Annotated in this window: 20 protein-coding genes; 10 read left to right on the forward strand and 10 right to left on the reverse strand. The window is 69.6% G+C overall.

The genetic code is table 11. The annotated features are described in order from the left end of the window. The first annotated feature begins 50 nt into the window (after nucleotides 1-50). Nucleotides 51-1,319: an MFS transporter gene (locus tag ACWGE1_RS28120; protein ID WP_453423264.1), complete on the forward strand. Its 1,269-nt coding sequence runs from the start codon at nucleotides 51-53 to the stop codon at nucleotides 1,317-1,319. Between the two features lie 65 nt (nucleotides 1,320-1,384). Here the strand turns inward: ACWGE1_RS28120 and ACWGE1_RS28125 are convergent, their stop codons facing one another. Next, nucleotides 1,385-2,851 (reverse strand): CCA tRNA nucleotidyltransferase, encoded by a 1,467-nt coding sequence (locus tag ACWGE1_RS28125; protein WP_453423265.1) that lies wholly within the window; start codon nucleotides 2,849-2,851, stop codon nucleotides 1,385-1,387. A gap of 186 nt (nucleotides 2,852-3,037) precedes the next feature. Between ACWGE1_RS28125 and ACWGE1_RS28130 the strand changes: the two genes are divergently transcribed. The 7 genes from ACWGE1_RS28130 to trxA all read left to right on the forward strand — a co-directional run bounded on the left by ACWGE1_RS28130 (nucleotide 3,038) and on the right by trxA (nucleotide 12,565). Beyond that, complete coding sequence (locus tag ACWGE1_RS28130; RefSeq protein WP_453423266.1) at nucleotides 3,038-5,293, forward strand: DUF6049 family protein; 2,256 nt, start codon at nucleotides 3,038-3,040, stop codon at nucleotides 5,291-5,293. Nucleotides 5,294-5,339: 46 nt separating this feature from the next. Further along, nucleotides 5,340-7,514, forward strand: a complete 2,175-nt coding sequence (murJ, locus tag ACWGE1_RS28135) for a murein biosynthesis integral membrane protein MurJ (RefSeq protein ID WP_453423267.1) — start codon at nucleotides 5,340-5,342, stop codon at nucleotides 7,512-7,514. A 117-nt stretch (nucleotides 7,515-7,631) separates the two neighbouring features. After that, nucleotides 7,632-9,368, forward strand: coding sequence for a protein kinase family protein (locus ACWGE1_RS28140; protein ID WP_453423268.1), 1,737 nt, complete (start codon nucleotides 7,632-7,634; stop codon nucleotides 9,366-9,368). A 93-nt stretch (nucleotides 9,369-9,461) separates the two neighbouring features. After that, nucleotides 9,462-10,157: an RNA polymerase sigma factor SigM gene (gene sigM / locus ACWGE1_RS28145; RefSeq protein WP_453423269.1), complete on the forward strand. Its 696-nt coding sequence runs from the start codon at nucleotides 9,462-9,464 to the stop codon at nucleotides 10,155-10,157. After that, nucleotides 10,154-11,077: an anti-sigma factor family protein gene (locus tag ACWGE1_RS28150; protein WP_453423270.1), complete on the forward strand. Its 924-nt coding sequence runs from the start codon at nucleotides 10,154-10,156 to the stop codon at nucleotides 11,075-11,077. Before sigM ends, ACWGE1_RS28150 begins: the two co-directional genes overlap by 4 nt. 128 nt (nucleotides 11,078-11,205) lie before the next feature. After that, nucleotides 11,206-12,165: a thioredoxin-disulfide reductase gene (gene trxB / locus ACWGE1_RS28155; RefSeq protein ID WP_453423271.1), complete on the forward strand. Its 960-nt coding sequence runs from the start codon at nucleotides 11,206-11,208 to the stop codon at nucleotides 12,163-12,165. 58 nt (nucleotides 12,166-12,223) lie between these two features. Beyond that, complete coding sequence (gene trxA, locus ACWGE1_RS28160; RefSeq protein WP_453423272.1) at nucleotides 12,224-12,565, forward strand: thioredoxin; 342 nt, start codon at nucleotides 12,224-12,226, stop codon at nucleotides 12,563-12,565. Between the two features lie 66 nt (nucleotides 12,566-12,631). On the opposite strand, the gene ACWGE1_RS28165 is transcribed toward trxA, so the two are convergent. The 9 genes from ACWGE1_RS28165 to rpmH all read right to left on the reverse strand — a co-directional run bounded on the left by ACWGE1_RS28165 (nucleotide 12,632) and on the right by rpmH (nucleotide 19,116). After that, nucleotides 12,632-13,249: a GNAT family N-acetyltransferase gene (locus ACWGE1_RS28165; protein WP_453423273.1), complete on the reverse strand. Its 618-nt coding sequence runs from the start codon at nucleotides 13,247-13,249 to the stop codon at nucleotides 12,632-12,634. A gap of 102 nt (nucleotides 13,250-13,351) precedes the next feature. After that, the gene (locus ACWGE1_RS28170) at nucleotides 13,352-14,446 is read right to left on the reverse strand and encodes a ParB/RepB/Spo0J family partition protein (RefSeq protein WP_453423274.1); all 1,095 of its coding nucleotides are present in this window, start codon (nucleotides 14,444-14,446) and stop codon (nucleotides 13,352-13,354) included. Further along, entirely contained in the window at nucleotides 14,443-15,531 is a 1,089-nt protein-coding gene (locus ACWGE1_RS28175; RefSeq protein WP_453423275.1) for a ParA family protein, read from the reverse strand. Before ACWGE1_RS28175 ends, ACWGE1_RS28170 begins: the two co-directional genes overlap by 4 nt. A gap of 286 nt (nucleotides 15,532-15,817) precedes the next feature. Then, nucleotides 15,818-16,534, reverse strand: coding sequence for a 16S rRNA (guanine(527)-N(7))-methyltransferase RsmG (gene rsmG / locus ACWGE1_RS28180; protein ID WP_453423276.1), 717 nt, complete (start codon nucleotides 16,532-16,534; stop codon nucleotides 15,818-15,820). A 135-nt stretch (nucleotides 16,535-16,669) separates the two neighbouring features. Next, on the reverse strand, nucleotides 16,670-17,182 hold the full coding sequence (locus ACWGE1_RS28185) for a Jag family protein (RefSeq protein ID WP_030707720.1): 513 nt from the start codon (nucleotides 17,180-17,182) through the stop codon (nucleotides 16,670-16,672). A 15-nt stretch (nucleotides 17,183-17,197) separates the two neighbouring features. Next, nucleotides 17,198-18,301, reverse strand: coding sequence for a membrane protein insertase YidC (gene yidC, locus ACWGE1_RS28190; RefSeq protein ID WP_453423277.1), 1,104 nt, complete (start codon nucleotides 18,299-18,301; stop codon nucleotides 17,198-17,200). Between the two features lie 3 nt (nucleotides 18,302-18,304). Continuing rightward, the gene (gene yidD, locus ACWGE1_RS28195; RefSeq protein WP_075970728.1) at nucleotides 18,305-18,586 is read right to left on the reverse strand and encodes a membrane protein insertion efficiency factor YidD; all 282 of its coding nucleotides are present in this window, start codon (nucleotides 18,584-18,586) and stop codon (nucleotides 18,305-18,307) included. After that, the gene (gene rnpA, locus ACWGE1_RS28200; protein ID WP_078848045.1) at nucleotides 18,583-18,957 is read right to left on the reverse strand and encodes a ribonuclease P protein component; all 375 of its coding nucleotides are present in this window, start codon (nucleotides 18,955-18,957) and stop codon (nucleotides 18,583-18,585) included. The genes yidD and rnpA overlap by 4 nt, the downstream gene beginning before the upstream one ends. Nucleotides 18,958-18,978: 21 nt before the next feature. Then, nucleotides 18,979-19,116, reverse strand: a complete 138-nt coding sequence (rpmH, locus tag ACWGE1_RS28205; protein WP_008741645.1) for a 50S ribosomal protein L34 — start codon at nucleotides 19,114-19,116, stop codon at nucleotides 18,979-18,981. A gap of 355 nt (nucleotides 19,117-19,471) precedes the next feature. Between rpmH and dnaA the strand changes: the two genes are divergently transcribed. Beyond that, nucleotides 19,472-21,241 carry a chromosomal replication initiator protein DnaA gene (gene dnaA / locus ACWGE1_RS28210; RefSeq protein ID WP_453423278.1) on the forward strand — a complete coding sequence of 590 codons (1,770 nt, stop codon included), beginning with the start codon at nucleotides 19,472-19,474 and terminating at the stop codon, nucleotides 21,239-21,241. An 897-nt stretch (nucleotides 21,242-22,138) separates the two neighbouring features. After that, the gene (dnaN, locus tag ACWGE1_RS28215) at nucleotides 22,139-23,269 is read left to right on the forward strand and encodes a DNA polymerase III subunit beta (RefSeq protein ID WP_030956769.1); all 1,131 of its coding nucleotides are present in this window, start codon (nucleotides 22,139-22,141) and stop codon (nucleotides 23,267-23,269) included. The last annotated feature ends 46 nt before the right edge of the window (nucleotides 23,270-23,315 follow it).

A 23,315-nucleotide genomic window follows, 5' to 3' on the forward strand; every position in this document is an offset into this window, starting at 1 on the left:
TCCCCGGGAATTGGGCCCGGGGACCCTCCGCGTATGTGACCCTTTCCCTCATGCCTGTCGTACGTGATCTGCGCGTACTCCTGCGCCTGAGGGATTTCCGCAACCTGCTCGCCGTACGGCTGCTCTCCCAGGCCGCGGACGGCGTCTACCAGGTCGCCCTCGCCACCTATGTGATCTTCTCGCCCGAGAAGCAGACCTCACCGGCGGCCATCGCCTCCGCCATGGCGGTACTCCTGCTGCCGTACTCCGTGATCGGCCCCTTCGCCGGGGTGCTCCTCGACCGCTGGCGCCGCCGTCAGGTCTTCCTCTACGGCAATCTCCTGCGGGCCTTCCTCGCCTGCGTCACCGGGATGCTGATCGTCGCGCAGGTGCCCGACTGGTTGTTCTACGCCTCGGCGCTGTCCGTGACGGCCGTCAACCGCTTCGTACTGTCCGGGCTCGCCGCATCGCTGCCCCACGTCGTCGGACCGGATCAGCTGGTCACCGCGAACGCGCTCTCCCCCACCGCCGGAACCCTCGCGGCGGTGGCCGGCGGAGGGCTGGCCTTCCTCGTCCGTCTGCTGGCCTCCGACTCCAACGCCCTCGTCGTCCTCCTCGGGGCGGGGCTCTACCTGTCCGCGGCCCTGGTCTCCCTGCAGCTGGCCATCGGCCTCCTCGGGCCGGACCACCCCGCCGGCCGGGCCCACCCCTCGGTCGCCGAAGGGGTCGTCCTCACCGTGCGGGGGATGGCCGAGGGCCTGCGGCACCTCGCCTCCCGGCGCGAGGCGGCCCGGGCACTGGCCGCGATGACCGCGATGCGGTTCTGCTACGGGGCCCTGTTCGTCATGCTGCTGATGCTCTGCCGCTACTCCTGGTCGGACAACGAGTCCGACGGTCTGGCCCTGCTGGGAGTGGCCGTCGGCGCCTCCGGGGCCGGCTTCTTCGCCGCCGCCGTCGTGACCCCCTGGCTGGTGGGCCGGCTGGGCCCCCTCGGCTGGATCACCGCCTGCTCCGCGGGGGCGGCGGTCCTCGTACCGGCCCTCGGCCTGTCCTTCACCCCGGGACCGATGCTGGTCGCCGCGTTCGTGCTCGGCCTCGCCACGCAGGGCGCCAAGATCGCCACGGACACCGAGGTGCAGTCCCGGGTGGACGACGACTACCGCGGTCGCGTCTTCTCCGTCTACGACGTCCTGTTCAACGTCGCATTCGTCGGCGCGGCGGCGGTGGCCTCCCTCATGCTCCCGCCCGACGGGCGGTCCGTGATCCTGGTCCTCATCGTGTCGCTGCTCTATGCGGCGACCGCGTTTCTCCTGGCCCGGCAGGAGCGACGTTTCACGTGAAACATCACCCCTGACGATGCCGGGGGCGATGTTTCACGTGAAACATCGCCCCCGGCATCCGTAGGTCAGGCCTGCTCGGCCCACCACTCCTTCAGCGCGACGACAGCGGCTTCACGCCCCATCGGGCCGTTCTCCAGCCGCAGCTCCAGCAGGAAGGCGTAGGCCTTGCCGATCACCGGGCCCGGGCGCACATCGAGCACCTGCATGATCTCGTTACCGTCCAGGTCGGGCCGGATCGCGTCCAGCTCCTCCTGCTCCTGCAGCTGCGCGATGCGCTCCTCCAGCCCGTCGTAGGTCCGGGAGAGGGCGTTGGCCTTGCGCTTGTTGCGCGTGGTGCAGTCGGACCGGGTCAGCTTGTGCAGACGCTCCAGCAGCGGACCGGCGTCACGGACGTAGCGCCGCACCGCGGAGTCGGTCCACTCCCCGTCGCCGTAGCCGTGGAAGCGCAGGTGCAGCTCCACCAGCCGGGACACGTCCTTGATCATGTCATTGGAGTACTTCAGCGCCGTGAGCCGCTTCTTGGTCATCTTCGCGCCCACCACCTCGTGGTGGTGGAAGGAGACCCGGCCGTCGCTCTCGAAGCGGCGGGTGCGGGGCTTACCGATGTCGTGCAGCAGGGCCGCGAGCCGCAGGACCAGGTCCGGACCGTCCTCCTCGAGCGCGATCGCCTGCTCCAGCACGATCAGCGAGTGGTCGTAGACGTCCTTGTGCCGGTGGTGCTCATCACTCTCCAGCCGCAGCGCCGGCAGCTCGGGGAGCACCCGGTCGGCCAGCCCCGTGTCCACCAGCAGCCCCAGACCCTTGCGCGGGTGGGCGGACAGGATCAGCTTGTTCAGCTCGCCCTGGACGCGCTCCGCAGAAACGATCTCGATCCGCTCGGACATGGCCTTCATCGCCGCCACGACCTCCGGGGCGACCTCGAAGTCCAGCTGCGCGGCGAACCGCGCCGCCCGCAGCATCCGCAGCGGATCGTCGGAGAAGGAGTCCTCCGGGGTTCCGGGCGTGCGCAGCACCCCGGCGGCCAGGTCCTCCAGACCACCGTGCGGATCGATGAACGCCTGCTCGGGCAGGGCCAGGGCCATGGCGTTGACCGTGAAGTCACGCCGGACCAGGTCCTCGTCGATCGAGTCGCCGTAGGAGACCTCGGGCTTGCGCGAGGTACGGTCGTAGGCCTCCGAGCGGTACGTCGTCACCTCGATCTGGAAGTTCCGCACCTCGTCCCCGACGCGGGCGCTCTTCTGCGCCCCGACGGTGCCGAAAGCGATACCGACGTCCCAGACCGAGTCCGCCCACGGCCGGACGATCTTCAGAACATCCTCGGGGCGGGCATCGGTGGTGAAGTCGAGATCGTTGCCGAGACGCCCCAGCAGCGCGTCGCGGACGGACCCACCGACCAGGGCGAGGCGGAAGCCCGCCTCCTGGAATCGGCGGCCGAGCTCGTCGGCGACAGGAGCGATCCGCAGCAGTTCACTGACCGCGCGGAGCTGCACCTGACTCAGGGCACTGGGGTTGTCTTCGTTGGCGTTCGGCACAACAGAAAAGGGTACGTGCCCGGCCCGCCGGGGGCGGCCCCGTTTTGCGGCCACCCCGGTACACCGCCGCCCCGGCCCTGAGCCGATCATGTGGAGCAAGGCGCGGCACTCGCACACAGCGGGCCTCGTTACCATGCGTGGACGCAGAAAAGACGACCACTGACACTTCGAGGGACGGGCTAGCGCGTGGCCGAGGCGGCAGACATCCAGGGGGCGTCCCCCGCTCCTGTCCGGCGCCGGTGGCTGCGGCGCGCGATCGTTCTGCTCGCCGGGACGCCCGTGCTGGCCGCGCTGATCTACTCTCCCGCCCCCCGGGCGGAGGCCGCGCAGGCCTCGTCCGTGGATGTCCAGCTGGTCTCCATGGCCCCCACGGCCCCGGTCAAGGGCGACACCCTCACCATCCAGGGCACCGTGCTCAACACCGGCCCCGAGAAGATCACCGACGCACACGTCGGCCTGCGGGTCGGGCCCGCCCTCGCGGACCGCTCGTCCGTCGACGAGGCCGCGGAGCGCACCGGTTTCCGGGCCGGCGCAGACCCGGGGGAGATCGACCCGGCCCACCAGGTGAAGATCGCCTCCCTGCCGTCGAAGGTCAGCCAGCCCTTCACGCTCACGATCCCGGTGAACAAGCTGGAGCTCGACAAGGACGGCATCTACCAGCTCGGCGTCTCCCTGTCCGGGGTGACCGACAGCCGGCCGTCCGAGCAGGTGCTGGGCATCAAGCGGACCTTCCTGCCCTGGCAGCCGGAGGCCGCCGCCAAGCGTTCCCAGCTCACCTACGTCTGGCCGCTGATCTCCACCACCCGCGTGACGGCGGAGACCGGCTCCGACGAGCTCCAGACCCCCGTCTTCCTCGACGACTCCCTCGCCAAGGAGCTCGAGCCGGGCGGGCGCCTGGAACAGATGGTCACCCTCGGCAAGGACCTGCCGATCACCTGGGTCATCGATCCCGACCTGCTCTACACGGTCGACGCGATGACCAAGGGCTACCGGGTCCGCACCCCGGGTGGCAAGCCCGTCCAGGGCAAGAACAAGGCCGTCGCCGAGCAGTGGCTGAACTCACTGGAGGCCGCCGTCCAGGGCAAGAAGGTCGTCGCCCTGCCGTACGCCGACCCCGACCTCGCCTCCCTCGCCCACCACGGCAAGGACGTCTCGGGCACCCTGGGCCAGCTGCGCCCCGCCACCGACAAGGCGAAGCAGGCCGTCGAGACGGTCCTGCACGTTCCTGCGTCCACCGACTTCTCCTGGCCCGTCAACGGCGCCATCGACCCCTCGATCGTCAACGTCGCCACCTCGGCGGGCGCCCACAACGTCCTCACCCGCAGCGACAGCCTCGTGGAGAGCGGAGCCCTCGGCTACACGCCCTCGGCCGCCCGGCCCATCGGCGCGGGCACCACCGCCGTCGTGGCCGACGCCGACCTGTCCACCGCCTTCGAGGGCGACATGCTGAACGCCGGGACCTCCACGCTCGCCGTGCAGCGCTTCCTCGCCCACAGCCTCGCCCTGAACCTGCAGAAGACCGACGAGCAGCGCAGCTTCGTCGTCGCCCCGCAGCGGACGCCCAGCGTCAGCCAGGTGCAGACGATGGCCGCCGCCCTGCGCGGCCTCCAGGCGGGCCGCTGGACGCAGCCAGGGGACCTCGAGGCCGCGGCCGCCGCCAAGCCCGACGCCGGAGCCACCACCCAGGTGCCGGGCGCCGGCCAGTACCCCGAGGACCTGCGCAAGCAGGAGCTGCCGGTTTCGGCCTTCGAGAAGATCCGCACCACGCAGAACACCCTCGATCGTTTCAAGGTGATCCTCGCCGCGCCCGACCGCGTGGAGATCCCCTTCGGCAACACCACCAACCGGGAGATGTCCACCTCCTGGCGCGGGCGGCCCGACGAGGCCCGCCTCTACCGGGACCAGGTGCAGGAGTACCTGATCGGTCTCACCGAGAAGGTCAAGGTCGTCCCCAAGTCCGACGCCACCCTGTCGGGACACAGCGCCACCATCCCGGTCAGCGTGCAGAACAGCCTGGTCCAGGACGTCCACGACCTCGTGCTGCGGGTGAAGTCCGCCAACCCGACCCGCCTGATGTTCCGCGACAGCGAGCAGCCGGTCACCGTCCAGGGCGACCACACCCAGACGGTCAAGTTCACCGCCAACGCCACGGCGAGCGGACCCGTCGAGGTCACGGCGCAGCTGTACACGAAGGACGGCATCCCCTACGGCAAGGAACGCAGGTTCACCGTCGAGGCCACCGAGATCACGCCCACCGTCATGCTCGTGATCGCCGGCGGTGTGCTCCTCCTGGTCCTGGCAGGCATCAAGATGTACGCCAGCCGCAAGCGCGTCGCGGCACGCGCGGCCGCCGAGGAGAGCACGCAGCCGAGTGACGAGTCCCCGGACACCGGACCGCAAAGCACCGACGGGTCCGGCACGAGTGAGACAGTGGACCGTTGATTGACGCCGTGGCCGGTCGGCCTGGGGACGATGAGGTGGGGTTTCGATGAACGCGCCGTACGACGGTGACCGCGCGCAGGGCACTGGTGGGCCTGCGCCCTCCCAGGGCACTGCCCCGGGCACCCCGGTGCCCGGGCAGGTTCCCGTGCCTGCGCCCGCGCCGGACCGTGACCCGTATGTCCAGGACGCCTACGACCACGACCCGTACCGGTCCCAGGACCTGTCCGCCCAGGATCCCGTCGCCGAGGTGCTCTACGACCGCGCCGCGCACCCGCCGCCGCCGCCCGGCACCTACCAGGAGCCCGGACCGCTCTACGCGGCGCCGGCCGCGCCCTCGTACTCTCCCGACCCGCGCGTCTGGGCCCAGACCCCGCCGCCCGAGCCGGACGGTCCATCGCGCCACCTGCCATACGGCGACCATGCCTCCACCACCCAGTTCGTCGGCGTCGACTCCCTCGTCACCAATGCCTCGGACGAGCAGTCCGAGCCCGACGCCTTCGCGCACCTGTACCGGGACCAGGAGGCGGCGCCCCGTACCCCCGCCGAGGAAGCTCCCGTGGCCGCGCCGGCCCCGAGCAAGCCCGCCGGGCGCGCCTCCAGCCTGCTGAAGTCCAGCGCGCTGATGGCCGCGGGCACGATCGTCTCCCGCATCACAGGCTTCCTGCGGACCCTGGTCATCGCCGGTGCCATCGGTGTCGGCACCTTCAACGACACGTACCAGATCGCCAACACCCTGCCCACGATGATCTACGTGCTGGTCGGCGGCGGCGCGCTGAACGCCGTCTTCATCCCTCAGCTGGTCCGGGCCATGAAGAACGGCAGCGACGGGGGGCAGGCCTACGCCAACCGGCTGCTGACCCTCGTCGTGGTGCTGTTGGCCGGCATCACCACCATCTGTGTGCTGGCCGCACCGGTGTTCATCACGATGATGTCGCCGAAGATCGCCTCCGACCCCCAGCAGATGGACGTCGCGGTCGCCTTCGCCCGCTACTGCCTGCCCACCATGTTCTTCATGGGCGTCCACGTGGTCCTGGGTCAGATCCTCAACGCCCGCGGCCGCTTCGGCGCGATGATGTGGACCCCGGTCCTCAACAACATCGTGGTCATCGCCACCTTCGGTGCCTTCATCTGGGCCTTCGGCGGCTTCACCACCTCCGGGGTCAACGCCACCACCGTCACCGCCGAGGGCGTGCGCCTGCTGGGCCTGGGCACCCTGCTCGGCCTCACCGTCCAGGCCCTCGCGATGCTTCCGTACCTGCGCGACGCGGGCTTCAAGCCGCGCCTGCGGTTCGACTGGCGGGGCCACGGCCTCGGCAAGGCCGCCCGTCTGGCCAAGTGGACGTTCTTCTTCGTCCTCGCCAACCAGATCGGCCTCGTCGTCGTCACCCAGCTCGCCACCTGGGCCGGGTCCGTCGCCGAGAAGCAGGGCCACTCCGGTACCGGCATCACCGCCTACAACTACGCGCTGCTGCTGTGGCAGATGCCGCAGGCGATCATCACCGTCTCCGTCATGACGGCCGTCCTGCCCCGCATCTCCCGCTCCGCCCACGACGGGGACGCCGCCGCGGTCCGCGACGACATCTCCTACGGGCTGCGCACCTCGGCCGTCGCGATCGTGCCCTGCGCCTTCGCGTTCCTCGCCCTCGGTGTCCCGATGGCCACCCTGCTCTACGCGGGCTCGGGCTCGGGCGCCCAGAACATCGGCTACATCCTGATGGCCTTCGGCCTCGGACTGATCCCGTACTCCATCCAGTACGTGGTCCTGCGCGGCTTCTACGCCTACGAGGACACCCGCACGCCGTTCTACAACACCGTGATCGTCGCCGCCGTCAACGCGGCGGTCTCCGCGGCCTCGTTCTTCGTGCTCCCCGCCCGGTGGGCGGTGGTCGGCATGGCCGCCGCCTACGGCCTCGGCTACGCCGTGGGCGTCGGCGTCGCCTGGCGCCGCCTGCGCGCCCGGCTCGGCGGCGACCTCGACGGCGCGCACGTCATGCGCACCTACGCCCGTCTCACCGGCGCCTGCGTCCCGGCCGCCGCCGTGGGCGGCGCGGCCGCGTACGGGGTCACCCAGTGGCTGGGCAGCGGAGTCACCGGCTCCGCCGCCGCCCTCCTCGCGGGCGGAATCGCCCTGGCCGTGGTGTTCCTCATCGCGGCCAAGCGGATGCGGATCGAAGAGCTCAACGCGATGGTCGGAATGGTCCGCGGACGTTTGGGGCGCTGATGCGCACAACCGTCGCCCCCTTTCGTGTGTCGTGCTTAGCGTCGGACTGTGGGCACAATTGGCATGGCTTCGCAGACTGGCTTACAGCGCGCAACGGATGGGGAGGCAGGAACGACGGTGGCGGAACGTAGCACGGCTGCCGTCGACGTGGCCGACAACAGCGGCAATGAGCCGCTGACCGCTCAGGCGGCACAGGCCACGTCCGACGGGGTGGACACCCAGAACGGACGAGCCGCGGACGGACCCATGCCCGACAAGGACGGCGAACGCACCAACCCGGCCCCTGCGGCCGCACCCGAACTCCACAGCGGACACAAGCTCGCCAGACGCTACCGGCTGGAAGAGTGCGTCACCCGTGTGGACGGATTCAGCAGTTGGCGCGCGATGGACGAGAAACTGCGCCGGGCCGTGGGCGTCCACCTGATGCCGGCCGACCACGCGCGGGCGCGCTCCGTCCTGGCCGCCGCGCGCTCCTCCGCCCTGCTCGGCGACCCACGGTTCGTCCAGGTCCTCGACGCCGTGGAGGAGAACGACCTCGTCTACGTCGTCCACGAGTGGCTGCCCGACGCCACCGAACTCACCGCACTCCTCGCCTCGGGCCCGCTGGAGGCCCACGAGGCCTACCAGCTCGTCAGCCAGGTCTCCCAGGCGATGGCCGCCGCCCACCGCGAAGGCCTCGCCCATCTGCGGCTGACGCCCAGCGCCATACTGCGCACCTCCACGGGCCAGTACCGCATCCGCGGCCTCGCCGTGAACGCCGCCCTGCGCGGCATCACCAGCGAGACCCCGCAGCGTGCCGACACCGAAGCCATCGGCGCGCTCCTGTACGCCGCCCTCACCCAGCGCTGGCCGTACGAGAGCGACGCGTACGGCCTCACCGGCCTGCCCAAGGGCGTGGGCCTGATCGCCCCCGACCAGGTACGCGCCGGTGTCCACCGGGGCCTGGGCGAGCTCGCCATGCGCGCACTCGCCAACGACGGGGCCACCGCCTCCCGTCAGGAACCCGCCTGCACCACCCCCGACGAGCTGGCCAAGGCCGTGGCGGCGATGCCCCGCATCCGGCCGCCGGAGCCGGCCTTCACCGCGCCCCCCGAGTACCAGCACACCACCTACCAGCAGGGGAACTACGGCCGTCCCACGCCGCCCGGCCTGAACACCGCCCAGAGCCGGCCCGTCGTCCCGCCGCCGCCCCCGCTGCAGAGCCGTACGGGCCGGGCCCTCAAGTGGGGCGTCGCCGCCCTGCTCATCGCCGCCCTCGGCCTGGGCAGCTGGCAGCTGGCCGACACCCTCCTGGGCCGCGGCGCCCAGAAGGGCAACAGCGGCACCAGCAACAACACCAAGACCGGCACCGATGACGACAACCCCAAGAGCGAGCCGGGCGAGCAGCTGAAGCTGTCTCATGCCAGGGTCCTCGCCATAGGCGGCGACGACCAGGTCAAGCCCGAGCTCGCCTCGAAGACCATCGACGGCAGCGGGGAGCCCGGCTGGGTGACCCCGCAGTACCTGGGCTATTCGAACCTCGGCAACCTCCCGGGCCGCAAGGACGGCAGCGGAATCGTCGTGGACCTCGGCAGCGTCCAGAACGTGACCGGTCTCGACGTGGACTTCTACGTGGCCGGGCAGAAGGTCCAGGTGCTTGCCGCAACCGAGCAAGCCTCCGATCCGAAATCGCTCTCCGCCTTCTCCCAGCAGCTCACCAAGCTGGAAGTCGCACAGAAGAAGCTGGAGGCCACCCTCGAAAGCCCGGTCCGCACGCGGTATGTGCTGATCCACATCACCGATCTGCCCTCCGACGGCGAGGGTGGCTACCGCGGAGGCATCAACGAGATCAAGATCCTCGGCCGGGCTTCCTGACGGTCCGACCCCGCAGGGTCCGCTGCGCCACCGGCACGGCGGACCCTCGTGGTTCCCAAGCCCAAGCCGTACTCCCCGGGGAGGCGAGGTGTGATGCACGACACGAAGGCCGAGGACGCCAGCGACGCGGACCTGCTGGCGCTGCATGCCGCCGGCGATCCCGACGCCTTCGGTGAGCTCGTGCGGCGGCACCGCGACCGGCTGTGGGCCGTGGCGTTGCGGACCCTCGGGGACCGGGAGGAGGCCGCGGACGCCGTGCAGGACGCTCTGGTCTCCGCCTACCGGGCCGCCCACACCTTCCGCGGGGAATCCGCCGTCACCACCTGGCTGCACCGCATCACCGTCAATGCCTGCCTGGACCGCGCCCGCAAGGCCGCTTCCCGCAGGACAGCGCCCCTCGACGACACGGAGCGCCTGGAGCGCCTCCTGGAGCCCCACGAGTCCGCGGAGGCCCCCGCGGAGCGCGAGGACCTCCATCGCCAGCTCCTGGCCGCTCTCAGCACCCTCCCGGCCGATCAGCGGGCCGCGCTGGTCCTCGTCGACATGCAGGGGTACCCCGTCGCCGAGGCCGCCCGGATCCTCGACGTCCCCACCGGCACCGTGAAGAGCCGGTGCGCGCGCGGCCGGGCGAAACTCGTCCCCCTCCTCACTCATCTGCGCACGAATGCCGGGGATAACACCGCCACCGAGCGGGGAAGGAACCGGACGCCGGGCCCACCCGTCCCACCAGCGGCAGAACCCAGGCATTCAGACCCAGACGCTGTGAAGGGCGGAGGTGGACGACCGTGAGCCCCACAACCGGCACGACCGGCACGATCCGGCACCCGGACGTCTCGGAGATCTCCGACCTGACCGAAGGGCTCCTCTCCCCGGCCCGTACCGCCGAGGTCCGCCGACACCTCGGCGAGTGCTCTCTGTGCGCCGATGTCCGCGACTCCCTGGAGGAGATCCGCTCCCTCCTCGGCACCCTCCCCGGCCCGGCCCGGATGCCCGGCGACATCGCCGGCCGCATCGACGCGGCCCTCGCCGCGGAGGCCCTCCTCGACGCCACCCAGCCGCGGGCCCAGGCCGCTCCGGCCGACCGGCCGCGTACACCGAGCCGCGATGTTTCACGTGAAACGTCGCCCGGCGGTCACCCGACCGGCCCAACCGGCCCCGGGCGGCGCCGCGCGCGCCGTCGGTTCGCCGCCCTCGCGGGGCTGGCCGGAGCCGCGGCCTGCGCCCTCGCCTTCTTCCTGTTCGCCGACTTCACGAGCACGCCGAACCACGACACCGCCACCAGCGGTGAGGCATCGAACTCCGCCGCGCAGCCGTCCATCGGCGCCGCCGCCGACGGCAACTACACCGCTCAGGGGCTCCAGGACAGCGTCCGTCAGCTCCTCGCGGCGGGCGAGGCCGCCAAGACCGATCCCGGAGAGCAGAACAAGACCCTCGGGCTGGAGAACAACAGCCCCGCCCCCGGGGTCGCCCCCGGCGACAAGCGGGCAGCGTCGCCCGTCCCCGCCTGCGTCCAGGAGGCCACCGGCCGCCCCGACGCGCCGCTCGCCGCCGAACGCGGCAGCTACCAGGGCACTGCCGTCCACCTCCTCGTCCTGCCGCACCCGGGCGACTCCGCGCGCGTGGACGCCTACTTGGTCGACACCGCGTGCGAGCAGACCCCCTCGGCGGGCCCCGGAAAGGTCCTCCTGACGCGTACCTATCCCCGATAGCCGGGGCGTTCAGGGCCGTAGTGGGACGGGCGGGGAATGCATGCGCCGTAGGATCCGTTGGGTGGGGTGAGAGTCCGCACCGGCCCCCGGTAGGCAGTACGCAGTCCGCAGAGACGAGGAAGAAACCCGTGAGCGACGTCCGAAACGTGATCATCATCGGCTCCGGGCCGGCCGGTTACACCGCCGCCCTGTACACCGCACGCGCTTCGCTCAAGCCTCTGGTCTTCGAAGGCGCCGTCACCGCGGGTGGCGCCCTGATGAACACCACCGAGGTGGAGAACTTCCCGGGCTTCCAGGACGGCATCATGGGTCCCGACCTCATGGACAACATGCGCGGTCAGGCCGAGCGCTTCGGCGCCGAGCTGGTCCCGGACGATGTCGTGTCCGTGGACCTCAGCGGTGAGATCAAGACCGTCACCGACACCGCCGGCACCGTGCACCGCGCCAAGGCCGTCATCGTCACCACCGGCTCCCAGCACCGCAAGCTCGGCCTGCCCAACGAGGACGCCCTCTCCGGCCGCGGTGTCTCCTGGTGCGCCACCTGTGACGGGTTCTTCTTCAAGGACCACGACATCGCCGTCGTCGGCGGCGGTGACACCGCGATCGAGGAAGCCACCTTCCTCTCCCGGTTCGCCAAGTCCGTCACGATCGTCCACCGTCGCGACAGCCTGCGCGCCTCGAAGGCCATGCAGGACCGCGCCTTCGCCGACCCGAAGATCAAGTTCGCCTGGGACAGCGAGGTCGCCGAGATCCACGGCGAGCAGAAGCTCTCCAGCCTCACCCTGCGCAACACCAAGACCGGTGAGACCTCCGAGCTGCCCGTGACCGGCCTCTTCATCGCCGTCGGCCACGACCCGCGCACCGAGCTGTTCAAGGACCAGCTGGACCTCGACGAGGAGGGCTACCTCAAGGTCGACGCCCCCTCCACCCGGACCAGCGTCACCGGCGTGTTCGGCGCCGGCGACGTCGTGGACCACACGTACCGTCAGGCCATCACCGCAGCGGGCACCGGCTGCTCCGCCGCCCTCGACGCCGAGCGCTTCCTCGCCGCCCTCGCGGACGCCGAGAAGGCCCACGCAGCGGTCTGACCGGTCTGACCCCCACCGCCCCACCCCACACCCCGCAGGAAAGAAGAAGGAGGCCGCTGTGGCCGGCACCCTCAGGAATGTGACCGACGCTGACTTCGACGCCGAGGTCCTCAGGAGCGACAAGCCCGTACTGGTGGACTTCTGGGCCGCCTGGTGCGGACCGTGCCGCCAGATCGCGCCGTCCCTCGAGGCCATCGCCGCCGAGTACGGCGACCAGATCGAGATCGTCAAGCTCAACATCGACGAGAACCCGGACACGGCCGCCAAGTACGGCGTCATGTCCATCCCGACGCTGAACGTCTACCAGGGCGGCGAGGTCGCCAAGACCATCGTCGGCGCCAAGCCGAAGGCCGCCATCCTGCGCGACCTCGCGGACTTCGTTAAGGTCGAGACCGCCTGACGCGATCGATGTTTCACGTGAAACGGGCCGCCCCCGGCAGGGGGCGGCCCGTTTCACGTCTCGCGCTCACAACGGCCTCAGCGCCGGCTCCTTGCGGGCCGCGCCCAGCAACCGGTCCAGCGCCAGCTCCACGTCTTCCTTCCAGGACAGCGTCGACCTCAGCTCCAGCCGCAACCGCGGATGCACCGGATGCGGCCGTACCGTCTTGAAGCCCACCGCCAGCAGATGGTCCGCCGGCAGCAGACACGCCGGACCCTCCCAGTGCGCATCCCCGAACGCCTCGATCGCCCGGAAGCCCCGCCGCAGCAGGTCCTTCGCCACCGTCTGCACCATGACCCGCCCCAGACCCTGCCCCTGATACCCCGGCATGATCCACGCGGTGATCAGCTGCACGGCATCGGGCGAGACCGGGCTGGTCGGAAAAGCGGTGGCCCGCGGCACATACGCCGGCGGCGCGTACAGGACGAAGCCCACCGGAACCTCGTCCACATAGACCACCCGGCCGCAGGATCCCCACTCCAGCAGGACGGCGGAGATCCACGCCTCCTTCTCCAGCGCCGGAGTACCCGCCTTCACCGCGGCATCACCGCTGACCGGGTCCAGTTCCCAGAACACACAGGACCGGCAACGACGGGGTAGGTCCTGGAGGTTGTCCAGCGTGAGCGGTACCAGCCGACGACCCATGTCCGCATCGTATCCACTGGTCCCGCGTTCTTCGACAGCAAAGCAGAGGGGCGGACCACAGCGGTTCGCACCGCCGCGATCCGCCCCTCGGCGGCCCCGGAATCACTCCCCGGAAAGACCCTGCTCCAGTACCCGGCCCTCGCCCGGTGCCAGCGTGCCCAGAATCCTCTCCAGATCCTCCATCGAGGCGAACTCGACGGTGATCTTGCCCTTCTTCTGGCCCAGGTCCACCTTGACCCGCGTCTCGAACCGGTCCGACAGCCGGGTCGCCAGCTCACTGAGCGCCGGAGCCACCCGGGCACCGGCACGCGGACCCTTCGGCTTCACCGCGCTCGACGGCTCCGCGGCCATCAGCGTCACGATCTCCTCGACCGCGCGCACCGACAGGCCCTCGGCCACGATCCGGTGGGCCAGCCGGTCCTGCTCCTCGGAGTCCTCCACCGAGAGCAGCGCCCGCGCATGGCCTGCAGACAGCACGCCCGCGGCCACCCGGCGCTGCACCGACGGGGACAGCTTGAGCAGCCGCAGCGTGTTCGATACCTGGGGGCGCGAGCGCCCGATCCGGTCGGCCAGCTGATCGTGGGTGCAGTTGAAGTCCTTGAGCAGCTGGTCGTAGGCCGCGGCCTCCTCCAGCGGGTTCAGCTGAGCCCGGTGCAGGTTCTCCAGGAGCGCGTCCAGCAGCAGCTTCTCGTCGTCCGTCGCCCGGATGATCGCCGGAATGGCCTCCAGCCCGGCCTCCCGGCAGGCACGCCAGCGCCGCTCACCCATGATCAGCTCGTAGCGGCCGGGAGCCGACTGCCGCACCACCACCGGCTGGAGCAGGCCCACCTCCTGGATGGAGGTCACCAGCTCGGCGAGCGCGTCCTCGTCGAACACGTCGCGCGGCTGGCGCGGGTTCGGCGTGATCGCGTCCATCGGAAGCTCCGCGAACGTCGCTCCCGCCACCACATTGGTCTCGGCCTCGGGCTCCGGATCCGGCTCGGCCGCCGGGACGACCGCGAGCGATGTTTCACGTGAAACATCTGCCTGCACGAGCGAAGCAAGCTTCGCCGCCGCGATCCCCCGCTCCGAGGCCAGTGCCGGCACCGCCGACGGGGACGCCGACCCGGCACTGATCACCGGCGGCGTCTTCTCCTGCGGAGCTGCGGGGATCAGCGCACCGAGCCCCCGCCCCAGACCCCTACGTCGCTCACTCACTGGATCCCCTCCGCCATACTCTGCGTGCTGTTCATACCCGGGCCCAGATGGGCGTGCCGAGCGTCGTACTGCATTCCGACCCCCCGATACGCGATCTCTCGCGCTGCCTCCAGATAGGAGAGGGAACCACTGGAACCCGGGTCGTACGTGAGCACCGTCTGCCCGTAGCTCGGTGCCTCGGAAATACGCACCGATCGGGGGATGCTCGTCCGCAGCACCTCCTTGCCGAAGTGGCTGCGCACCTCCTCCGCCACCTGTGAGGCCAGCCGGGTCCTGCCGTCGTACATCGTCAGCAGGATGGTCGACACATGGAGCGTCGGGTTGAGGTGGGCCCGCACCAGATCGACATTGCGCAGGAGCTGGCCCAGGCCCTCCAGTGCGTAGTACTCGCACTGGATCGGGATCAGCACCTCGGCGCCGGCCACCAGGGCGTTCACCGTCAGCAGCCCGAGCGAGGGCGGGCAGTCGATCAGGATGTAGTCGAGGGGCTGGTCGTACGCCTGGATCGCGCGCTGGAGGCGGCTCTCCCGCGCCACGAGCGACACCAGCTCGATCTCGGCACCCGCCAGGTCGATCGTGGCCGGGGCACAGAAGAGCCCTTCCACGTCCACCACCGGCTGGACGACCTCCATCAGGGGCCGGCTGTCCACGAGCACGTCATAGATGGACGGCACGTCGGCGTGGTGGTCGATACCCAGTGCCGTGGACGCGTTGCCCTGCGGGTCGAGGTCGACCACGAGGACCCGCGCGCCGTGCAGGGCCAGCGAGGCCGCCAGGTTCACGGTCGTCGTGGTCTTGCCCACGCCGCCCTTCTGGTTGGCGACCACGATGATCCGGGTCTGATTCGGCCGGGGCAACCTCTCACCGGCGCGCTCCAGCGCATCGACCGCCTGCTGGGCAGCTCGGCCGATGGGGGTGTCGTTGTCTACAAGGGGCGGAGGCGATGTTTCACGTGAAACATCGTCTCCCGCCGATTCAGAGCGGGGACCGGGGACCGGATCGGCCATCGGCCCCGCGAGGTTGGCGTCGGACCGCACGGTGTCACTCTCCTCGACATCAGGCTCGCGATGAACAGAGCCTGCCATGTCACCCGGCTCGCGAACCAGCGGGGCCCGTACTCCTGTGGATGAATCCACCGATGTGGACAACTCCGTCCCCCTTCCGTCCTTGCGGTGAAGGGGGGAGGCAGCCGCACGACCGCGGCTGATGATTCCGTGCAGCAGAGAGCGACGTTTCACGTGAAACACGATGCCCGGAGGGAGTCTCCAGCCCGCTACGACACTCCGAAATCCATACCTATAGGGCCCAACACGGATGAAATCTCCGTGCGGGCCCCTGGCATCAGCGATACATCAGAGAATCAGCGACGCCTCAGCGGCGCCGACGCGCGCGTCCCACCCGGGCCGCCTTAGCCCGCTTGGCCGCGAACCTCACCCCACCGGGGCTCTCTCCGACCTCGACCCGCACCACCGTGGACAGCGGATCCACCAGACCCTCGCCCACGTGCAGCACCGAGGTCTTCACCACACCCAGCTTCGCCAGCGCCGTCTTGGCCGACACCAGCTCCTCATCCGCGGTGTCGCCCTTCAGGGCCAGCATCTCGCCGTACGGACGCAGCAGGGGCACGCCCCAGCCGGCCAGCCGGTCCAGCGGAGCCACCGCTCGTGCCGTCACCACGTGCACCGGCTGCAGCTTGCCCAGGACCTCCTCGGCCCGCCCGCGCATCACCGTGACGTGGTCCAGCCCCAGCAGCTCCACGGCCTCCTGGAGGAAGGTCGTCCGCCGCAGCAGCGGCTCGAGCAGCGTGATCTTCAGATCCCGCCGCACCAGAGCGAGCGGGATTCCGGGCAGACCCGCGCCCGAGCCCACGTCGCACACGGTGACGCCCTTGGGCACGACCTCCGACAGCACAGCGCAGTTCAGCAGGTGCCGCTCCCACAGGCGCGGCACCTCACGCGGCCCGATCAGGCCCCGCTTGACTCCCGCGTCCGCCAGCAACTCCGCGTACCGCACAGCTTCCGGGAAAAATTCACCGAACACCGCGCGCGCCTCTTCAGGCGCCGGGGGAAGCTCAGCTGCCTCCGTCACGGGGACCGTCCTTCCGTACCGCATGGTTCTGAGAACCACGTCTTCAAGATGAGGCGTCGTTCACCTGTCAGGCCAGGCTGACAAACATCGGCCCCGCCTGCGACACAGACGGGGCCGAACAACTCTCGCCGGCGATCAGGCCGGGAGCACAACGACGAAGCGCTGCGGCTCCTCGCCCTCGGACTCGCTCCGCAGACCGGCGGCCGCCACGGCGTCGTGGACGACCTTTCGCTCGAACGGGGTCATCGGGGCCAGCTTCATCGGCTCGCCGGACGCCTTCACGTCCGCCGCGGCCTGGGCGCCCAGCGCCGCCAGCTCCTCGCGCTTCTTCGCGCGGAACCCCGCGATGTCCAGCATCAGCCGGCTGCGGTCCCCGGTCTCCCGGTGCACGGCGAGGCGGGTCAGCTCCTGCAGAGCCTCCAGAACCTCACCGTCGCGGCCCACGAGCTTCTGCAGATCACGGCTGGCCGAGTCACTGACGATCGACACCGCGGCCCGGTCGGCCTCGACGTCCATGTCGATGTCGCCGTCCAGGTCGGCGATGTCCAGCAGACCCTCGAGGTAGTCGGCCGCGATCTCACCCTCCTGCTCGAGGCGGGTCAGGGTGTCGCCACTCTCAGCGGCGGCGGTGGTGGTGCCTTCCGTCACGGGAGGGACTCCTTCTTACTTCTTGGGAGCGGGCTTGCTGGGGGTCTGACGCTGCGACTTCGACTGGCGCTTCGGCTGCTGCCGCTTCGCGGCACCGCCACTCGCCGCATCCGAGTCTGCCGTGGCCTCGACACTCTTGATCACGGAGCCGTCGGGCTGCGCGGCCATGCCCTGCTTGGTGAGGGCGGCGATGAACTTGCGCTCGTTGTCGTTGCGGTCCGGGCCCTTGGCGACGATCGCCGCGACGACCCGCTTCCTGCCCCGGCCCTTGAGCTCGCCGCGCGAGCCGATCTGCTTCAGCAGGCGGGTCAGGTACTGGTCCTGCGCCTTGCTGCCCGGCGTCGGGTTCTGGTTGATCACGTACATCTGCTGACCCATGGTCCACACGTTCGTGGTCAGCCAGTAGACGAGAACACCGACGGGGAAGTTGATGCCCATGACCGCGAAGATCACCGGGAAGATGTACATCAGCATCTTCTGCTGCTGCATGAACGGCGTCTTGACCGAGAGGTCGACGTTCTTCTGCATCAGCTGACGCTGGGTGTAGAACTGCGACAGCGACATCATGATGATCATGACGGCGGTCACGATCCGGACGTCCGTCAGGGTGGCACCGAGGGCGGCGACCTTCTCCGGGCTGTCCATGAACTTCGCGGCGATGGGCGCACCGAAGATCTTGGCCGCACGGGCGCTGTCGACCAGCTGCTGGTCCATCGCGCCGACCGGCTTGCCATCGGCGATGTTCGACAGCACGTGGTACAGGGCGAAGAAGAACGGGGACTGCGCCAGGATGGGCAGGCACGAGGAGAGCGGGTTGGTACCCGTCTCCTTGTACAGCTTCATCATCTCTTCGGACTGACGCTGCTTGTCGTTCTTGTAGCGCTCCTGGATCGCCTTCATCTTCGGCTGGAGCGCCTGCATGCCCCGCGTCGCCTTGATCTGCTTCACGAAGAGCGGGATCAGGCAGATACGGATCAAGATCACTAGGGACACGATGGACAGGCCCCAGGCCCACCCACTCGACTCACCGAAGATCGCCCCGTACATCGAGTGGAACTGGACGATGATCCACGAGACGGGGTAAGTGATAAAGCTGAACAGACTGGCAATCGTGTCCACTAATCAGGCTCCTTGAGCATTGCGAGATCTACGCAACGCACTGCGCAGCTGCTCGTGCCAACGCGGGCGTTTACGGGGTGGGACATGGTCCACACCACCCGGGGACCACGGATTGCACCGCAGGATCCGCCAGGCGGTCAGAACCGTCCCCTTCACCGCACCATGCCGGTCGATGGCCGTGTACCCGTAGTGCGAACACGACGGGTAGTAGCGGCACACCGGCCCGAGCAGCGGACTGATCGTCCACTGGTACAGCTTGATCAAAGCGAGCAGCGGGTACTTCATCGAGCCACGCCTCCCAGGAGCCGCACCAGAGCGGCATCCAGGTCCCGGGCCAGCTCGTCGGGGCCGGCATCGCCCGCTCCGGGCAACGCTCGTACCACCACCAGGCTACCGGCGGGCAGCTGAGACAGCCGCTCGCGGACCAGATGGCGCAGACGGCGCTTCACCCGGTTACGTATGACGGCATTGCCGACAGCCTTGCTGACGACGAAACCCGCACGCGACGAGGGATCGATCTCCCCCGACTCGTGCGGGTCCGTTGCACCGCTTGTACGTAGATGGACGACGAGGAGCGGGCGACCAGCCCGGCGACCTCGGCGTACCGCGCTCGCGAAGTCCTCGCGCCGCCTCAGCCGATTCTCGGGAGACAGCACGACGTCACGACCTGCGTGTGGTTACGCGGAAAGGGCGGCGCGGCCCTTGCCACGACGGTTCGCGAGGATCGCGCGACCGGCACGGGTACGCATCCGCAGGCGGAAGCCGTGGGTCTTGGCACGACGGCGGTTGTTCGGCTGGAAGGTGCGCTTGCTCACTCGGGGGCTCCAGAGAATGAATCGTTGTGGCGGGACATCGCCTGGCTGTCACCGTGCGCCCACGAGGAAACTCGCGTGTTCGCCCGAGTGGCACCGCTAAATGATCACTATCAGTGACCTTCGCCCATCGGTAGGCAGGCGGCAGCAGCCATCGACAACTCGACCTCGTTACGGTACGCGCGGCTACGCCATCCGGTCAAACCGAGCCGACGTGGCCCCACACTGTGCACAGGCTGTGGACAACGACTTGAACCGTACCCGTTGGCCTGACTACCGTTGCCTGACCCCGGATTTTTTGTCCCGACCGTCCCAAAGAACCACACATTCGTGGGACCCCTGTGAGAGAGCGTGCTCTGTGGCTGACGTACCTGCCGATCTTGCCGCAGTGTGGCCAAGGGTGCTCGAGAAGCTCCTCGGGGAGGGACAGCCGGGGATCGAACCCAAGGACAAGCAGTGGGTCGAGCGGTGTCAGCCCCTGGCACTCGTCGCCGACACCGCACTGCTCGCCGTCCCCAATGAGTGGGGCAAGCGCGTCCTCGAGGGGCGCCTCGCCCCGCTGATCAGTGACGCGCTGAGCCGGGAGTGCGGCCGCCCCATCCGGATCGCCATCACCGTGGACGACTCCGCCGGCGAGCCCGCGCCCCCCGCCCCGCCCGTCCAGCAGCAGGGCGGCTACGAGCCGTACGGCGGCCAGCGCCCCGGCGACGACCAGGGCCCCACGGCCCGCCCCGCCTACCCGGACTACCAGCAGCAGCGGCCCGAGCCCGGGGCCTGGCCCCGCGGCGGCCAGCAGGACGACTACGGCTGGCAGCAGCCGCGCCTCGGTGGTTTCCCCGAGCGCGACCCGTACGCCTCCCCGCAGCCGGGGTACCTCCAGCAGCCCGAGCCCTCCGGTTACGACCAGGGCTCCTACGAGCAGCAGAAGTACGAGCAGTCCCCGTACGAGTCCCAGCAGCAGCACCAGTCCCATCAGTACGAGCAGCAGTCGTACGAGCCCCAGCAGTACGAGCAGCCCGCGCCGCGCCAGGCCCCCGGCCGGCCCGCGGCGCCCCCGGCCCCGTCCGGCGGCTCCACCTCGGGCCCGCTGGAGCCGACCGCCCGGCTGAACCCCAAGTACCTCTTCGACACCTTCGTCATCGGCGCCTCCAACCGCTTCGCGCACGCGGCCGCGGTGGCCGTCGCCGAGGCGCCCGCGAAGGCCTACAACCCCCTCTTCGTCTATGGGGAGTCGGGCCTCGGCAAGACGCACCTGCTGCACGCCATCGGGCACTACGCGCGGAGCCTCTATCCCGGCACCCGGGTGCGGTACGTGAGCTCCGAGGAGTTCACCAACGAGTTCATCAACTCCATCCGCGACGGCAAGGGCGACGCGTTCCGCAAGCGCTACCGCGAGATGGACATCCTGCTCGTCGACGACATCCAGTTCCTCGCGAGCAAGGAGTCGACGCAGGAGGAGTTCTTCCACACCTTCAACACGCTCCACAACGCCAACAAGCAGATCGTGCTCTCCTCCGACCGGCCGCCCAAGCAGCTCGTCACCCTGGAGGACCGGCTCCGCAACCGCTTCGAGTGGGGCCTGATCACCGACGTCCAGCCGCCCGAGCTGGAGACGCGCATCGCGATCCTGCGCAAGAAGGCGGTCCAGGAACAGCTCAACGCCCCGCCGGAGGTACTGGAGTTCATCGCCTCCCGCATCTCGCGCAACATCCGCGAGCTGGAGGGGGCGCTGATCCGGGTCACGGCCTTCGCGAGCCTCAACCGGCAGCCCGTCGACCTGGGCCTCACCGAGGACGTCCTGAAGAACCTGATTCCGGGCGGCGAGGACAGCGCACCCGAGATCACGGCCTCCGACATCATGGCGGCCACCGCCGACTACTTCGGCCTGACCGTGGACGATCTGTGCGGTTCCTCGCGCAGCCGGGTCCTGGTCACCGCCCGGCAGATCGCCATGTACCTGTGCCGGGAGCTCACGGACCTGTCGCTGCCCAAGATCGGGGCGCAGTTCGGCGGCCGCGACCACACGACCGTGATGCACGCCGACCGCAAGATCCGCGCTCTGATGGCCGAACGCCGGTCCATCTACAACCAGGTCACCGAGCTCACCAACCGCATCAAGAACGCCTGAGCGCGGTCTCCCAGGACGCCCCTGGCCCCGCTTCGGGGTCGCTGCGTGGTCGCTCCAGGGCTCTTTCAAACGCATCCAGAGGGCGCTCCCGGTCCACAACGGGGGCGCCCTTCGTCGTTCGCGCGCCCCTGACCTGTTCGAATACGCCCCCTGCAGAGCAACTCATCCACAGATTGGGAGACTTTCTTCCGTCCACACCCTGGGGACGGGCCGCGTCACCCACAATCTGTCCACAGGGGTGCGGGGTGAGTCTCCATCAGGGCAGGTCAGGCGCCTGTGGATTTGTGCACAAACGCCATCCACAGGCTGTGGACAAATATTTCGTCCACAGCCCTGTCCACGGCGTTGTCCACCGTCGGCCCACAGGTTTCCACGTCCTGTGCACAGGATGCGAGGCCTTCTCCACACCCTTGTCCACTGTTCGGCAACACACCACCCCCTCTCACCACCCGGAGTGAAAGCGGTCACACGGATGTAGACGTTTGGGTTGTGGAGTACCGGGGGAAAGCTGGGGACGCACCTGTGGAGTAATCGGGGTCACCTGGGGACAGCCTGTGCAGAACTTTTCGTTCTCCACAGAGACACGGGGTTGTCCACCGGTGTCACCCACAGGGTCGGTGGATAAAAAACCGGGGTTGACCTGCGAGAACGGGCTTATCCACCGTTTCCACAGGCCCTACTACTACCCCCATAGAGAGTTAGGCCGGTTTCGGTTTTCAAGCGGGTCCTGTGCACAACTCGTCGATCGCCCGCCCCGACGCCTCGCTCCCGACTTGACCGCCGGCCGCACCGACTGTCGGCGCCGTACGTCAGACTGGTCCCCGGCATCGGTCGAGGCATCGACGAGCCGACGACGAAGGCCGGCAGACGAGCGAGCAACAGCAGGAGGCGGTTCCGGTGAAGATCCGGGTGGAGCGCGACGTACTCGCGGAGGCGGTGGCCTGGGCCGCCCGTAGCCTCCCGGCCCGGCCGCCGGTGCCCGTTCTCGCGGGCCTGCTGCTGAAGGCCGAGGAGGGCACGCTGAGCCTCTCCGGCTTCGACTACGAGGTCTCGGCCCGCGTCTCCGTCGAGGCCGACGTCGAGGAGGACGGCACCGTCCTGGTCTCCGGCCGGCTGCTCGCCGACATCTGCCGCGCCCTCCCCAACCGGCCGGTGGAGATTTCCACAGACGGTGTACGGGCGACCGTGGTCTGCGGCTCCTCGCGATTCACACTCCACACCCTGCCTGTGGAGGAGTACCCGGCGCTGCCGCAGATGCCGACCGCGACCGGCACCGTGGCCGGCGAGGTCTTCGCCTCCGCCGCCAAGCAGGTGGCCACCGCCGCCGGCCGTGACGACACGCTGCCCGTGCTCACCGGCGTCCGCATCGAGATCGAGGGCGACCGCGTCACCCTGGCCTCCACCGACCGCTACCGCTTCGCGGTCCGCGAGTTCCTGTGGAAGCCGGAGAACCCGGACGCGTCTGCCGTGGCCCTGGTGCCCGCCAAGACGCTCCAGGAGATCGCCAACTCGCTGACCAGCGGTGACACGGTCACTCTGGCGCTCTCCGGATCCGGTGCCGGCGAGGGCCTGATCGGTTTCGAGGGCGCCGGCCGCCGCACCACCACCCGGCTGCTCGAGGGCGACCTGCCCAAGTACCGGACGCTGTTCCCGACGGAGTTCAACTCGATCGCCGTGATCGAGACCGCGCCCTTCGTCGAGGCCGTCAAGCGCGTGGCCCTGGTGGCCGAGCGCAACACCCCGGTCCGCCTCAGCTTCGAGAAGGGCGTGCTGATCCTGGAGGCCGGCTCCTCCGACGACGCACAGGCTGTGGAAAGGGTCGACGCCCAGCTGGACGGCGACGACATCTCGATCGCCTTCAACCCGACCTTCCTGCTGGACGGCCTGAGCGCGATCGCCTCCCCGGTGGCCCAGCTCAGCTTCACCACGTCCACCAAGCCCGCACTGCTCAGCGGTCGCCCGGCGATCGACGCGGAGGCGGACGAGGCCTACAAGTACCTGATCATGCCGGTGCGCCTGTCCGGCTGACGCTGCGCCTGTCGACGCCGGGCCCGGCCCCGCACGCTGCGGGACC

The sequence above is a fragment of the Streptomyces sp. NPDC054932 genome (assembly GCF_053610205.1).

Coding starts and splice junctions, on each gene's coding strand:
- ACWGE1_RS28120 (WP_453423264.1), top strand. CDS start 51: ATGCCTGTCGTACGTGATCTGCGCGTACTCCTGCGCCTGAGGGATTTC.
- murJ (WP_453423267.1), top strand. CDS start 5,340: ATGAACGCGCCGTACGACGGTGACCGCGCGCAGGGCACTGGTGGGCCT.
- sigM (WP_453423269.1), top strand. CDS start 9,462: ATGCACGACACGAAGGCCGAGGACGCCAGCGACGCGGACCTGCTGGCG.
- ACWGE1_RS28165 (WP_453423273.1), bottom strand. CDS start 13,249: ATGGGTCGTCGGCTGGTACCGCTCACGCTGGACAACCTCCAGGACCTA.
- ACWGE1_RS28175 (WP_453423275.1), bottom strand. CDS start 15,531: ATGGCAGGCTCTGTTCATCGCGAGCCTGATGTCGAGGAGAGTGACACC.
- yidD (WP_075970728.1), bottom strand. CDS start 18,586: ATGAAGTACCCGCTGCTCGCTTTGATCAAGCTGTACCAGTGGACGATC.